Here is a 14,470-nt window from a genome sequence, read left to right as displayed (position 1 = left end):
GATTGAAAAATTTATTATGAAAACAAACTGCCGATCTGATATGCAAGCAATGCTACTACCCAGGCCAACACTGTGGTAAATGTCGCAGCGAATGTAGCCCAGCGCCATCCGGCTTCCCGGTTAATGGCTGCTATAGTGGCAATGCAAGGAAAATAGATTAAAACAAAGAGAAGAAACGCAATGGTTGCAGCGGGCGTGAAAACAGCTTTCCCAATCAGAGGCCCACTTTGATATTTTTCTTTAATTAATTGGTTTTTTAGGGTTTGAGAATGTTCGTCAGCATGAGAACCTGCCTGATAGAGAATTCCCATTGAACTGACAACAATTTCTTTTGCTGCAAAGCCGGAAATTAGACTGACACTCATTTTCCAGTCGAATCCTAAAGGTGCCATAATTGGTTCTATTGCATGACCCAATCGCCCGATGTAAGAATTTTCTTGTTGAGCTGATTCTTTGTCAAGCGAAAGATTCTCTATTTCATTGGTTTTTGTGTGTTGAGAAAGCTGGGAATTGGCTTCTATTTTGGCTATTTGCTGTGCGTAAAATTGATCCTTACTGCTGTGTCGTGGAAAATATCCCAATGCCCAGAGCAAAACAGATGCTACCAAAATCACACTCCCCATTTTATGAAGATATTGTTTGGCTTTAAACCACATGTGAACAGTGGTACTTTTAATTGTAGGCATACGATAGGGTGGAAGTTCCATAACAAATGGAGCTTCTTGTTTTTTGAAAACGATTTTTTTCATTACCAAAGCGACTAAAATTGCTAACAACACTCCTGTAAAGTAAATAGAAAACAAGACAAGCCCTTGATAAGCAGCAAAGAATGCAGATATTAGCAATACATATACCGGTAATCGAGCACTGCAAGACATGAATGGGATAATCATCATGGTGAGAATTCTGTTTTTGCGGTTTTCCAATGTACGTGTTGCCATAATGGCAGGGACATTACAACCAAATCCCATTAGCAGTGGAATAAAAGACTTGCCATGTAGTCCAATTTTGTGCATCAGTTTGTCCATGATAAAAGAGGCCCGGGCCATATATCCCGTATCTTCCATAATGGAAATGAACAAGAAAAGAATCAATATATTGGGTAAAAACACAATGACGCTTCCTATACCTGCAATTACTCCGTCAACCACTAAATCGTGCAATGGACCTGGCGCAAGCAAATTACTAACCATCTGACTGATCCATGCAACGCCGTCTCCTATCCATACCATCGGATAGCTTCCCAATGTAAAAGTTGCCTGAAACATGAGCCACATGAAAAAAATGAAAATGGGAAATCCCCAAAACCGATGAGTTAATACATCATCCAGTTCATGTTTGTTTTTGCGCTTATCTTTGATATTTTCTTGATATGTCTCTTTTAACGCTCCGTCTATGAAACCATATTTTGCATCGGTGATAATAGTTTCGGAGTTTTCTCCGTACTCTTTTTCTAACCGTTGAATGGCTGTTGCAGTAACCAGTTTGATTTGCTGAACGTTTTGACAACTTGCCGTAAGTTGATTCATCGTTGTTTTATCCTGTTCCAGAAGTTTGATGGCAAGATAACGCGATGATAGTTTATCCGTAATGGATGGATTTTTCCATATTTCATTTTGAATCAACTTGATGGCAGCTTCAATGTCAGTGCCGTAATTGATGTGGACGTGGCGAACATTCGGATCTCGGTCTTCATATACATCAATTAATTTATCCAATAATTCGTCAATCCCTTTTCCTTTCGATGCAATAGTGGGTATGATAGGAATTCCTACCATCCTTCCAAGTGATTCATAATCAAATTGAATATTCTTTTTTTCCAGTTCATCAAACATGTTCAGGGCAATGACAACCTTAATGTTCATATCGATTAACTGTGTTGTCAAAAATAAATTTCGTTCCAGATTCGAAGCATCTACTACATTAACCACAATGTCAGGCATTTTATCGGTTATGTAGTTACGCACATAAAGTTCTTCGGGTGAATATTCGGTGATGGAATAAGTGCCTGGCAGATCAATCCATTGAAACGTGTATCCCCGATGTTTCATGAAGGCTTCTTTGGCATCAACTGTTACACCGCTATAATTCCCCACATGTTCGTGCGATCCCGAAGCATGATTAAATAGTGTGGTTTTTCCACAATTCGGATTCCCGACCAGTGCTACGTTGATATTTAAACTTTTTTCGTGTGCTGATATTTTTAAGCGTTCTTCGTCGATCGTGCCTGCAAAAGAAGCCTCTGTAAGATTTCCAGCTTCTTCTATCGCGGCCATTTGTACTAATGCTGCTTCTGTGCGTCGAAGCGATACTTTGTATCCTAAAATCTCATATTCAACCGGATCTTGAAGGGGCGCATTTTTTATGACAGTTACTTTTTTCCCTTTAACAAATCCCATTTCCGTAATTCGCTTTCTGAAAGCACCGTGTCCCAGGACTTTGATGATGATACCTTCTTCTCCGGTACTCAATTCCGATAAAGGGGTGGTTCTGATATTTGTTGTCATAAATGCTTCAATGTTAGTTGTAATTCAATGTCTGACAGCGAATGGCGTATAAAATTTGAGCTGAGGATACACATGACTTACCAAACGATTTAGTTTTAAATCGTTTGCAATACTTGCAAGCTTCATAAACAATACTTTGTCTTGCAATGATTTAATTGTTTGATTGTAGAAAAGGATGAAAAAGTCAGGTAATCTCAGAAATGTTTGCCCCTCGCAGATAGCGCTACGAGCAATGGTATTCGCTAAAGTATGAATAGAATATGCAGAAAAGAAAAAGTTACTGTTTTGTACACGCAAATAGAAAGAGTCAATAATCTTGAAGTACAATACAGCCCAATAAGTCATTTTTTGCATAGAGCATCGCTTTAAAATCGCTGCAAAGTTACGACATTCTACACAAATGGCTAATCACCAGAAGTGACCATTTATAGAATAAAGTATCCCTATAAATGATGATTTTTGCCTTTCCCGGGTAAAGACTGGCTATTCTTTCCCGGTTTGATAAAGTAATGCCACAGCATATGTGGCAATTCCTTCATTTCTGCCAATGAATCCAAGTTTCTCGGTGGTTGTGGCTTTTACCGAAATATCATCTTCTGAAACACCTATAATTTCTGCTAATTTCCCGGTTATTTCAGGGATATATCCTTGTAATTTTGGATGTTCGGCACAAATAGTACAATCGATGTTGCTGACCTCGAAGTTTTTGTCCCGAACAATTTGCATGGTTTTGCTCAGCAAAATTTTGCTGTCGATACCTTCATACTTTTTGTCACTATCGGGGAAATGAAACCCGATATCACGTGCATTGGCGGCTCCAAGCAATGCATCACAAATGGCATGAATGAGTACATCTGCATCCGAATGTCCCAACAAGCCAATTGGATGAGCAATCCGTATGCCTCCCAACCATAATTCACGTCCTATTGCAAAACGATGGACATCAAAGCCCATACCAACTCGAATTTTCATAACAACCTTATTTATGCAAAACTGAAGAAATGTTCATGCTGCAGTTGGTAATTTCATCCTGACGCAACACGGAGATTTCATTATCTATTTTGGTAATTGATTATTTCATAAGACCTTTAATTCCTGCCAGATCAAATCCAAGAGATAGGCGCAACGTCTGATCCAACGGATTACTTTGCGAAGTAGCAATTAAATAGGCTACGTCTAAGCGAAATACATTGAGCATAAAACCGGCACCTAATGTAAAGTACTTTCTATTCCCGCTGAGTTGTGATTCATAAAAATAACCACCACGCACAAAAAACTGGTTATTATAGCCATATTCAACACCCACCGAAGCCTGAATCCGCTTGATGAAATTTGGATCGCTGAATGATTTGAAGATGCTGGTAATTGGGGATATTTGTGAATATTGTTCGGTAGTCATTGTGTCTTGAGGCTCTACCAATAATTTATTTACATCAACATTAAACGAAATAGAATTGTAGTTATCCATTGGGTATTGATAAGAGACTCCAAGTCGAAGATTAGTTGGCAGGAAGTTACTGGTATTTCCTTTATCGTATGAGATTTTTGATCCGATGTTTGAAATGTCAGCTCCAAATCCAAAAATTGCATCACCATTAGCTGCCTGAATGGTAGAGTGGTAATAGGTAGCTACATCCGCTGCTACAGCAGAACCTGGGTACATATCCGTAATTTGTCCTCCGGATAAATCCGAATAGATAAAACGAAGAGCTACGGCAGCCGACCATTTGTCGGAAAGCTGGCGCGAGTAAGCTGCGTCAATGGAATATTCAGCGGGATTAATGCTATTTAATGTATTCCCGCTTGCATCAGTCAAATCTACTGATCCCAAGGAAAAGTAACGTAAAGAGGCACTTATTGCTTGTTGATCACCAATCTTATAATATCCTGCTAGATAGGATAAACTCATGTCACTTACCAATTTACGAAGCCATGGCGTGTATGATAAAGAAAGGCCTGCACCGCTTTCCATAAAAGCATATTTAGCCGGATTCCAATATTGGGAATTGACATCGGGAGTTGTAGCTGCTCCTACATCACCCATGCCACCTCCACGAGCATCCGGAGCAATTGATAATGAAGGCACTCCAGTTACCAACGGATTTAATGAATTATCAACCGTTTTCTGTGCTGAGGTAACCGTGGCAATAAGCAATACAAACACGAATAGAAACAATATTTTTTTCATTGAAAAATGCTTTTGGGTAAATAATTTGTCTGTTTATGTTGGCTTTGTTCGTATAATACGTTGTTGTAAACTTTGTTATATAAAACGAAAAAATCGCTCTTTTATTATTGACTGATAATTACTTTTTGTGTTTTTGAACTGTATGAACCATTGTCAGATGCTATTTCAACCTTATAAAGATAAATTCCAGGTTGCAGGCGAACTCCGTTTGCATCCGTTACATTCCACGGGATAGTTGTCGTGGACGATTCTGTGACAGCAGTTTGCTGTATGATGTTTAACAAACGACCAGTGATATCGTATACAAATACTTTGATCGACAATATGTTGTCAGGACGATCATGTTGCAAGACAAAATTAGTACTTTCTCCTGTAACTGGGTTAGGATAATTGTAAATTTTATAGAAGTCAGGGCTAATTCCTTGTTGAACAGTAAAATTAATAGTAGAATCACTGGAATTGTTCAATACATCCCAAATTTTAAATGTCAGTGTGTGTTTGCCGTTACTGAGCGTAGGAAGTTTATATTGAATCACTCCACTGCGGTAATCACCAATATTGGATTGAAAATAATCATTGAGTACGTAATAATTATTCGGGTCGTTATCCAGTGTTAAGGTAATGTCATGGCCAATGCCGCTTCCAATAGTATTAATGCCTGTTTGGTCGCTTACATCTGCTACGAAAAGAGGTGTTGAGTTAACTTTATCTCCATTCCGGAATTCCGGTGTGTTGAGGTACATATGAATGTCTGGTCCATTGTTCTCCCATGCAATTTGGTTATTGGTTCCTCCTACAAAGAAATTTGTAAAATTACCTTGGCCTTCGTGGCCTAAAGAATCTGCGGCATAAAAACTCATTCTTCCTGTGCCAAAGTTATAATCAATATCTTTGGGAATAATAGCTTCCACTGTAAAGCGTCCGTTTTTCACCAATGATTTGCCTGAAAAAAGTATGTTAGGTCGGTCGTAATACACAAAAGGACTTGATCCTGAGATATTGGCTAACGTTGTCATTTTTTCCACTTTGTCGAAAACTTTCGTTTGAACATACCCATTGAAATCGGTACAAACATTATTCGTATTTGGTTCATCAACATGTCCACTAATAGTCATGGTGGAAAGTGCGTTAAGCGTATCTGTCTTTGAAATGGGAACATGGTTGATACTGTCTACCACGACAGTGAAGTTGGGAGCAGGGAATGCCAGCTTCAATGCCGGATCGCCTATCAAAATAAAATTCATTTTATTGTCATCTCCGGGCATGGCATTTTTTGTACGCATCATCATATCTCCAAGTCGTAGGGAGTTGCCATTGGAATCCCGATAGAATACATTGTGTGCAAAGTTTTGGTTGATAATGAAATTGGAGGTTGAAAAAACGGTTCTTGTGGTAGTAAAAAGAGCTATACCACCGCCATTGGGATTCAGAAATACATCTTCTCCGGCCGTTAAATCCGTATAATCGCATCGGGTGAAATCGCACGTGGCTGTTACCCAAAGGGCTAGATTCTGATTGTACATAGATTGAATGTCGTCTGTGGTCAGTATTTGTGAATTCGACCAACCTGACGTTCCACCATGTCCGGTGTAATTTAACAACAGTACTCCTGATTTAATGAGGTTCAATAGCTTATCTTTTGCTGTGGGATATGTGACACTGGTTGCGTTTGTAACTGCTTGGAAAGCATCCAGATAAATTTTGTTGACCTGAACATAGGGATTGGCACTTGCCGTAATGGAAGCTATGCTGTCTGCCTGTGTCATGTGAATGTCGTAGTCAGGAGCATCGCCGGCATAGTAATCACCTACAAAGCAAACCTGGTTTTTCCAATAACCGGTGTTTTGATTTTCAATGTATTGAATCGTTTTGTTAACGGTTGCTTCGGCCTGATCGACGGTATAGATTGGGAAACGACCGACACCAATACGCAATATGTCAGAATTAAGATTAACTCCCGAATTGTCATCTAAAAAGCCGAAATAGTCATCGGACATATAAGATGCTGTTTGGCTAATGGAGTTGTAGGATTCGAAATCAAGAAGTTGTCGTATTGGCTCTGAAGTAGGAATGATGCCACGATTGTCAAAACAGCCTCTGCCAAAGAGTAATAAATATTTTGGAGCTGTGGTCGGATTGCTTCCATATTTATCATACAGCATTTTCATGATCTTGCGGTAGGCAGTTGCATCTGGTGTCCCTGATGAAAATTCGTTATAGACTTGTTCCGGGGTTACAACGGTCACTTTTAAATGGTCATGATCGCGATGTATTTGTGCCAGTTGTTCAGCTTCGGAGATAAACGCATCAGGAGAAATAATAACCATATCCTGCGCTGAAAGAGCATGAAGATCCTGATTGGGAACATTTGTCTGAACTATTTCAGGAGATGGTAAAGCGGACATTTGAGAGGTGTCGATTGCTACAAACTGTTGTAAATTTTTGTTTGAAGCAGATGACACAAAGCGAAGTGTTGTCTCTTGTCGGGTTGTTGGAACCGTTTGAATATTCTGCGGATCGGTAATATTCCAGATTGCTACATTATTATTGGCATTACTGAGAGTGAAAAGTGGAATTTTTACTGTGTTCAAAAAATCAGGATTACGAAAAAACATCACACTATTTGTCATGATCAGCTTGCGATAAACATTCATTTCGATCCAGTTCAGGTATCCTGTTGCAACAGAATTTGGCTGATTGTAGGTTAGCGTGACATTTAGATTATCCATATTTGGTGTAAATGGGAAAGCTCCGCTTCCATCACGGGCAAGATCATACATGCTACTAACCGCTGCAATTCCAACAGTACCTACTGTTGCTGAATTAACATTTACCGTAAAGCTGCTGGTATTGGTGGAATTGGCTACAGCATCAATACTTATAAAACTATTTCTGCGAGTGTCGGCATTCACGAAAGTGAAAGGGAATGTATAAGAATTGGTATAGCTAAACGTTTCTCCATAAAATTCCCGGCCTGAATTTGCTAAATTGATCAGGTCTTTTTCATGAAGGGCATAATCCAGGAAATAGTCGGCTGTGTCTGTCGGGATTGAGGTGTCTGCCGTAGCTAATGAAATTCGTTTTGTTGGTGTACTTCCTTGATTTATAAAGTAGTATCCATAATCAGAGTAACAGTTGGTGACGTGTGTGAATCTTTTTTGAGTCGTATTGTATTGCCAACTGATAGGCCCCTGGGCATAAAAAACAATATAATTGCTGCCTACATAAACGGCATTATCAGGCAAATCGTCGATAAACGGTTTTGTGAAGTCTTCTGGTAATTCCGCTCCTCCATAGCCATATACATGGACATCCTGAGGATTGGTTATCCCAGCTTTCCTTAGGTCATCAAAAGTTAGCCTGTAAAATCCGGTTGAAGCAATTCTGATTTTTATCCATGTCCCCTGGGCAAGCACTGAATGATTGGCATAGGTATGCACTGATGCAAAAGCGGCATTAGCAAAGCTGGTTAAGAACAAAGCCAATATCCACAGGGAGGCTTGTCGGGTCATGGGTGAAATTTAATTGAAAGGTCAAAGATAGCCATAAAATTATCGTACCCAAAAGTCGAGCATTAGATTATCTTCGATAAATCCTTGTAAGTGATCTCCAATGTTGACCGGTCCTACGTTGACAGGAGTTCCGGTAAAGATTAAATCTCCGGTCTTTAGTGTGAAAAAATGGCTGAGATAGGCTATTATTTGATTGATTGGAAAAATCATATCACGCGTATTGCCTGTTTGCACAGTTTTGCCGTTAATGGCTAAATGGAAATTGATATTTTGAATGTCTTGGAATTGACTTACTTTCAGAAAATGACTTATCGGTGCGGATTGATCGAATGATTTACAGATTTCCCACGGACCACCCGAAGCACGTTGTCGTCGCTGTAAATCACGGGCTGTAAAGTCAATTCCTAATCCGATTTCTCCGTAATAGCGCGGGGCAAATTTTTCATCAATACCTTTCCCTAAACGGTTAATGCGAACAACGATTTCTGTCTCGTAGTCGATTTCCTGTGAAAATGATGGATAGAAAAACGGCTTGTTGTCTTTTACGATGGCCGTATCTGCTTTCATAAAAAAAGTTGGCTCAGTGGGTATTTCATCATGAGCCAACTCCTTATTATGATCCAAATAGTTCCATCCGATAGCAAAAACTTTCATGTAAATTATGATTGAGTTTTATCAGGATTTTGAAATACCGGGATAGTGATTTATTCGTTTTTTAATTGTTCCAAACGGTTGTACATTACCGCTAGGTGTGCATAAATGGAAGTGTTCTGTACAACAATATGATCAGGGACCTTAATGCGGATAGGGGTAAAATTCCAAATTGCTTTAAAATTGACTTCTATCAAAAAATCAGCTACTTCTTGTGCCCGATTGATAGGAACGGTCAGTACCGCTATGTCGACACCTGTTTTACGTCGCAATTCGCACATATTGTCGAAATGATGAATAGGAATATGATTAATATTAGTGCCGGCTAATTCATATTTCACATCAAATGCAGCAATAATTTCGAGTCCGAATTGACGTAATCCATTGTCTTGTAATAATGCTCCGCCAAGACGTCCTACGCCAAATAAAAAAGCAGGATGGCTTTTGGTAAATCCCAGAAATGTTTCCAGAACTTCAATCAGGGTAAAGGTATTATAACCTACTCGTGTCTTTCCTGCTACATCTATGTATGACAGGTCTTTAGCGACTACTGAAGAATCTACGCCAATAGCAAAAGCAATCTGTGTTGATGAAATCGTTGTCTCTCCTTTTTCCAACGCTAATTTGGCATACGACAAATACCATGGTAATCTTCGTATCGCAGGTTCCGGTAAGTGTACAGAATTTTCCATTGTTTTAATTTGCTGAATAACTAGGTATTTTGCAAAGATAACAAATATTTTTTCTATTTACATGTACAGACAAGATTCCGATCGCCATAGGCATTATCAACACGTCCAACCTGTAACCAGAATTTATTTTCACGAACCCATTCCAAAGGATATGCAGCCTTTTCGCGTGAATAGGAATGACTCCATGCGTCGGACATAACATCAAATTCACAGTGTGGCGAGTTTAGGAGCACATTGTCTGTTCGATCGGCTGTGCCATTTTCAATTTCTTTGATTTCATTGTAAATGGTCAGCATGGTTTCTACAAACCTGTCGAGTTCTGCCAGTGATTCACTTTCTGTTGGTTCTACCATCAAAGTGCCATGGACAGGGAACGAAAGAGTTGGAGCATGAAATCCGAAGTCCATCAACCGCTTCGCAATATCGGTTTCGGTTATGCCTGATGTTGCCTTGAAATGACGGCATTCGAGGATCATTTCATGTCCGACACGTCCGGTCTCTCCACTATAGACAATTCCGTACGTGTCTTTTAACTTAGCGGCCAAATAATTTGCATTCAGAATGGCGATTTTAGTTGCGTCAGTCAATCCCTCAGCTCCCATCATACAGATATAACCATACGAAATGGCGTAAATAGCAGCACTGCCGTAAGGAGCTGCAGCAACAGCTGTGTAGGTGACTTCATTGTCAATAACAGGATGTTGAGGAAGGTACGGCGCTAAATGACTGGCTGCACAAACCGGGCCAACACCAGGACCGCCTCCTCCATGAGGAATGGCAAAGGTTTTATGCAGATTGAGATGGCAAATGTCGGCCCCAATGGTGGCCGGCGAAGTAAGACCTACCTGGGCATTCATGTTTGCTCCATCCATATAAACCTGACCACCGTTGTTATGTACTATATCGCAAATTTCGCGAATAGCACTTTCAAAAACGCCATGTGTAGATGGATATGTAATCATCAGAGCGGCTAGTTGCTCTTTGTGTTGTTCGGCTTTAGTCCGCAGATCAGCTACATCCACATTGCCACGATCGTCGCAGTTGACAACCACTACTTCATAACCAGCCTGCACTGCACTGGCCGGATTAGTTCCATGTGCTGATGACGGGATTAAGATAACGTTACGCTGTGATTGCTTTTGGGATTTAAAATAATTGCGGATGGTAATTAATCCGGTATATTCTCCTGCAGCGCCTGAGTTAGGCTGAAAGGTGACAGCAGGAAATCCAGTGATTTCTGATAGAAAGTCTTTTAGGCGGGCAAACATTTCATGGTATCCCTGCGCCTGATCTGATGGTACAAATGGATGCATTGTTCCCCATGCCGGATGATTTAGCGGCAGCATTTCAGCGGCAGCATTCAGTTTCATAGTACACGACCCTAACGAAATCATGGAATGAGCTAATGAGATGTCCTTTCGTTCCAGTTTTTTGATATAACGCATCATCTCTGTTTCAGAGTGATATTTATTGAAGACGGGCTGTTGCAGAAAAGGGGAAGAGCGTTGAAGGTATAGCGGCAAGGTGGTATCATTATGTTCATAATAGGTAACCGAAGACATATTCCCTAATGTTGTCGAAAATAGCTTGATAAGTTTTGCAATATCTTCATTTCCGGTTGTTTCATCAATGCTTATACCGATCTCTCCGGAAGAGAAATACCGAAGGTTAATTTGTTGTTTCAATGCCCTTTCTCTCAGTGTTTTTAATGAGAATTTTGCTGGACAGCTAATTTTTAAAGTGTCAAAATATTGGGTGTTAATGACATAAAAGCCAAGTGATGTCAAGACTTTGGCCAATGTTTCTGTGTGATGATAAATCCGGTTTGCGATTCTTTTCAATCCTTCCGGTCCGTGATAAACTGCATAAAATCCGGCCATGGTGGCAAGCAAAGCTTGGGCTGTGCAGATGTTGGATGTGGCTTTCTCGCGTTTAATGTGCTGTTCACGTGTTTGTAATGCCAAACGGTATACAGGACGTCCCTGAGTGTCTTTTGAAATGCCGATGATCCGTCCCGGAAGGTCACGCTTAAACGAGTCACGTGTGGCAAAAAAAGCAGCTGAAGGTCCTCCGTAACTTAGCGGAATCCCAAAGCGTTGCGATGAGCCAAAAGCTACATCAGCACCCCATTCACCGGGAGGAGTTAACAGTGTCAGTGCCAATAAATCTGTGGCAACAGCTACCCGACAATCATGAGCATGGGCTTTTTCAACAAATGAAGCATAGTCAATAATGTCTCCATTAGCATTTGGATATTGAATAATGGCGCCAAATACAGGAGTCGAGAAATCGAATGTGCTGACATCGGCAATCAATAACGAAATACCCTGAGGGACTGATCGCGTTTGTAAAACGGATAATGTTTGATCCCAAATTTCTTTGTCAACCAATAATGTGTTCACTCCGGCTTGCTCCTGAACTTTGCTTCGGGTATTGTGGAACATAGTCATGGCTTCTGCAGCGGCAGTGGCTTCATCAAGCAATGAGGCATTGGTCAATGGAAGTGCTGTTAAATCGCTAACCATCGTTTGAAAATTGAGTAGCGCTTCTAGCCTTCCCTGCGAAATTTCAGCCTGATAGGGAGTGTAGGATGTGTACCATACCGGATTTTCAAATACATTGCGCCATATAACAGCCGGCGTTATTGTATTATAATATCCCATCCCAATGTATGTTTTGAATATCTTATTTTTTTCGGCCAATGATAAAATATGGTTTGAATATTCATATTCACTCATAGCCGGAGGTAACTGAAGTGGTTTTTTTAGTTTTATATCTGACGGAATTGTCAGATCTATCAGATTATCTAAGGTTTTAACTCCTATGGCATTCAACATTACAGGTAAATCGTTTCCCGTGATGCCATTATGACGATCGACAAATGAATCATTTTTCATGTGAATCTATATTTGTATTGAGATGTTAATTACGAAAGGGAAATCTGCCAAAAGATTTTTGCGTTGTGAGGATTCGTGTTTTTCCAACAAAACATGATTGTATGGAATGGTATTATATAAAACGCATTGATAATTAGCTTGTTATTTTTGAAGATAAAATGTTGATTTTTGTTCCACAAAGGTAAAGTTCTTTTGTGGAAAAAGAAAATCAGGTTGATATTTCATGGATAATGATATTTTGTAAAAAAAAGCATGTTGTCGGTATCAAAATAACAACGAGTATGCTATTTTTGTGATATATTGTTGTCTGGTATGTTGAAAATGCTGTTTTTAGGATGAAGAACAGATTGTGATCAGGAGACTAAAAAAAATAAAAGCAATAGTTATCTGGCAATCAATGGGTGTTGATTCTGTCAATTTGTCAGTTACGAGAGGGGGAGAGGTAAGGGTTTATGATTCAATATTCAGACTTTGCGAGTTATTAGGAAATGAGAAATGGCACAGATTTTGATAGATTTGTTTGAGAATGAAAATAAATAAGTTTAATCCATTAAAAAAGGAGGTAATTATGGCACTGATTAAAAGAGATGATTTGGTTCCTGCATGGTCGAATTTTTTAAACGATTTTTTTAATCGGGATTTGTTCGATTGGTCACTCCGTCATTTTTCGGGTCCGAATTCAACACTTCCGTCCATGAACGTAAAAGAGACTCCCGATGCTTTCGAGATTGAGATGGCTGCTCCCGGAATGAACAAAGAAGATTTCAAAATTGAATTAGATAACGGAATGTTGACTATTTCTTCCGAAAAAAAACAGGAAAATACAACAGAAGAACAAGGAAAATATACGCGCCGGGAATTTAGCTATCAATCTTTCAGCCGTACGTTGGAGATGCCTGCCAGTGCTGACAGTGAAAGTATTTCGGCCAAGTATGAAAATGGTATTTTGAAAGTGGTTATTTCAAAGAAAGAAGAAGAAAAGCCAAAACCCAGCAAACAAATTTCGATTGAATAATCTTTATTTTCTAACAAGCTGCTTTTCAATCTGGGAAAACAGCTTGTTTTTTTTTGTGCGGATAGTAAATTTATACGAATTCGTCTTGACTTTTACAAGCTTTAAATACTAAAAAAAGGGAAGAGCCGTTTTATGAAAAGCAAAACTATAAAACACCACTCTTCCCCATGTACTTAGTACTCGACAAAGATACAATAAATAAAGAAATAGTGCCATTCATCCCTGTACCCAAGAGAGGGTTCAGGACAAAGTGTGATATCGCCGAGATTGTTAACTGCATATTGTACAAATTAAAAACAGGTTGTCAATGGCATATGTTGCCCGTTAAAAGTTTATTTTCTAATGTCGTATTGCATTATAAGACTGTTTTCGGTTATTTTCGTACATGGTGTAAATCAGGAGTGTTACAACAAATCTGGTTTGGTTTATTGAATAAATACAGAGCCTCATTGGACATGTCCAGTGTTGATTTGGATGGCAGCCATACCCCCGCATTACGTGGAGGAGAACAGGTTGCTTATCAGGGTCGGAAGAAAAGGAAGACTACCAATGCTCTTTATCTTACAGACAGACAAGGTATCCCATTGGCCATATCAGACCCGATAGAAGGGAATCACAATGATTTACATCAAATTAAAGAACGTTTTACCGACATTATTGATTCGCTGAATAACTCCGATATAAGAGTTGATGGTCTTTTTCTTAATGCCGATGCAGGTTTTGACTCTGCGGAGTTCAGAGAATTCTGTTCTTCCCATGAAATAATACCCAACATCGCTATTAACTGGCGTAACGCAGCACATACGGATGATATATTCTTCGATGAATTGCTCTATCAGCAACGCTATTGCATAGAAAGAACCAATGCATGGATGGATAGTTTCAGATCTCTATTGAACAGATTTGATGTTACTTGCTCCAGTTGGCAAAGCTTTAACCTTATCGCTTTTATCGTGATACTACTTAAGAAAATTACTAAACAGAAAAAGTCAAGATGACTTCACTTCA

Annotated in this window: 10 protein-coding genes; 2 read left to right on the top strand and 8 right to left on the bottom strand. The window is 39.5% G+C overall.

Annotated elements, in window-relative coordinates; all coding sequences use genetic code 11:
• Positions 1-14: 14 nt before the first annotated feature.
• From feoB to gcvP, 8 genes are all read right to left on the bottom strand, one after another.
• Positions 15-2,507, bottom strand: coding sequence for a ferrous iron transport protein B (feoB, locus tag FHX64_RS06130; RefSeq protein ID WP_183412912.1), 2,493 nt, complete (start codon positions 2,505-2,507; stop codon positions 15-17).
• Positions 2,508-2,531: 24 nt separating this feature from the next.
• On the bottom strand, positions 2,532-2,861 hold the full coding sequence (locus FHX64_RS06125; RefSeq protein WP_183412911.1) for a hypothetical protein: 330 nt from the start codon (positions 2,859-2,861) through the stop codon (positions 2,532-2,534).
• Between the two features lie 129 nt (positions 2,862-2,990).
• Positions 2,991-3,479, bottom strand: a complete 489-nt coding sequence (ispF, locus tag FHX64_RS06120; RefSeq protein ID WP_183412910.1) for a 2-C-methyl-D-erythritol 2,4-cyclodiphosphate synthase — start codon at positions 3,477-3,479, stop codon at positions 2,991-2,993.
• A gap of 100 nt (positions 3,480-3,579) precedes the next feature.
• Positions 3,580-4,695, bottom strand: a complete 1,116-nt coding sequence (gene porV / locus FHX64_RS06115; protein ID WP_183412909.1) for a type IX secretion system outer membrane channel protein PorV — start codon at positions 4,693-4,695, stop codon at positions 3,580-3,582.
• 104 nt (positions 4,696-4,799) lie between these two features.
• Complete coding sequence (porU, locus tag FHX64_RS06110; RefSeq protein ID WP_183412908.1) at positions 4,800-8,207, bottom strand: type IX secretion system sortase PorU; 3,408 nt, start codon at positions 8,205-8,207, stop codon at positions 4,800-4,802.
• 39 nt (positions 8,208-8,246) lie between these two features.
• A complete protein-coding gene (locus FHX64_RS06105; protein WP_183412907.1) occupies positions 8,247-8,861 on the bottom strand; it encodes a fumarylacetoacetate hydrolase family protein in 615 nt (204 codons plus the stop codon).
• Between the two features lie 50 nt (positions 8,862-8,911).
• Positions 8,912-9,550, bottom strand: a complete 639-nt coding sequence (locus FHX64_RS06100) for a redox-sensing transcriptional repressor Rex (protein ID WP_183412906.1) — start codon at positions 9,548-9,550, stop codon at positions 8,912-8,914.
• 53 nt (positions 9,551-9,603) lie between these two features.
• Entirely contained in the window at positions 9,604-12,447 is a 2,844-nt protein-coding gene (gene gcvP / locus FHX64_RS06095; protein WP_183412905.1) for an aminomethyl-transferring glycine dehydrogenase, read from the bottom strand.
• 568 nt (positions 12,448-13,015) lie between these two features.
• Between gcvP and FHX64_RS06090 the strand changes: the two genes are divergently transcribed.
• Positions 13,016-13,462: an Hsp20/alpha crystallin family protein gene (locus FHX64_RS06090; RefSeq protein ID WP_183412904.1), complete on the top strand. Its 447-nt coding sequence runs from the start codon at positions 13,016-13,018 to the stop codon at positions 13,460-13,462.
• Between the two features lie 167 nt (positions 13,463-13,629).
• Complete coding sequence (locus tag FHX64_RS06085; RefSeq protein ID WP_183411862.1) at positions 13,630-14,460, top strand: IS5 family transposase; 831 nt, start codon at positions 13,630-13,632, stop codon at positions 14,458-14,460.
• Positions 14,461-14,470 lie beyond the last annotated feature (10 nt).

The sequence above is a fragment of the Microbacter margulisiae genome (assembly GCF_014192515.1).
In the GTDB taxonomy this organism is placed as follows: Bacteria; Bacteroidota; Bacteroidia; order Bacteroidales; family Paludibacteraceae; genus Microbacter; species Microbacter margulisiae.
Note: the sequence above shows the minus strand (reverse complement) of the source record. Positions and strands in the feature narration are given on the sequence as shown.

Coding starts and splice junctions, on each gene's coding strand:
- feoB (WP_183412912.1), bottom strand. CDS start 2,507: ATGACAACAAATATCAGAACCACCCCTTTATCGGAATTGAGTACCGGA.
- FHX64_RS06085 (WP_183411862.1), top strand. CDS start 13,630: ATGTACTTAGTACTCGACAAAGATACAATAAATAAAGAAATAGTGCCA.
- gcvP (WP_183412905.1), bottom strand. CDS start 12,447: ATGAAAAATGATTCATTTGTCGATCGTCATAATGGCATCACGGGAAAC.
- porV (WP_183412909.1), bottom strand. CDS start 4,695: ATGAAAAAAATATTGTTTCTATTCGTGTTTGTATTGCTTATTGCCACG.
- ispF (WP_183412910.1), bottom strand. CDS start 3,479: ATGAAAATTCGAGTTGGTATGGGCTTTGATGTCCATCGTTTTGCAATA.
- FHX64_RS06125 (WP_183412911.1), bottom strand. CDS start 2,861: ATGCAAAAAATGACTTATTGGGCTGTATTGTACTTCAAGATTATTGAC.
- FHX64_RS06100 (WP_183412906.1), bottom strand. CDS start 9,550: ATGGAAAATTCTGTACACTTACCGGAACCTGCGATACGAAGATTACCA.
- FHX64_RS06105 (WP_183412907.1), bottom strand. CDS start 8,861: ATGAAAGTTTTTGCTATCGGATGGAACTATTTGGATCATAATAAGGAG.
- FHX64_RS06090 (WP_183412904.1), top strand. CDS start 13,016: ATGGCACTGATTAAAAGAGATGATTTGGTTCCTGCATGGTCGAATTTT.
- porU (WP_183412908.1), bottom strand. CDS start 8,207: ATGACCCGACAAGCCTCCCTGTGGATATTGGCTTTGTTCTTAACCAGC.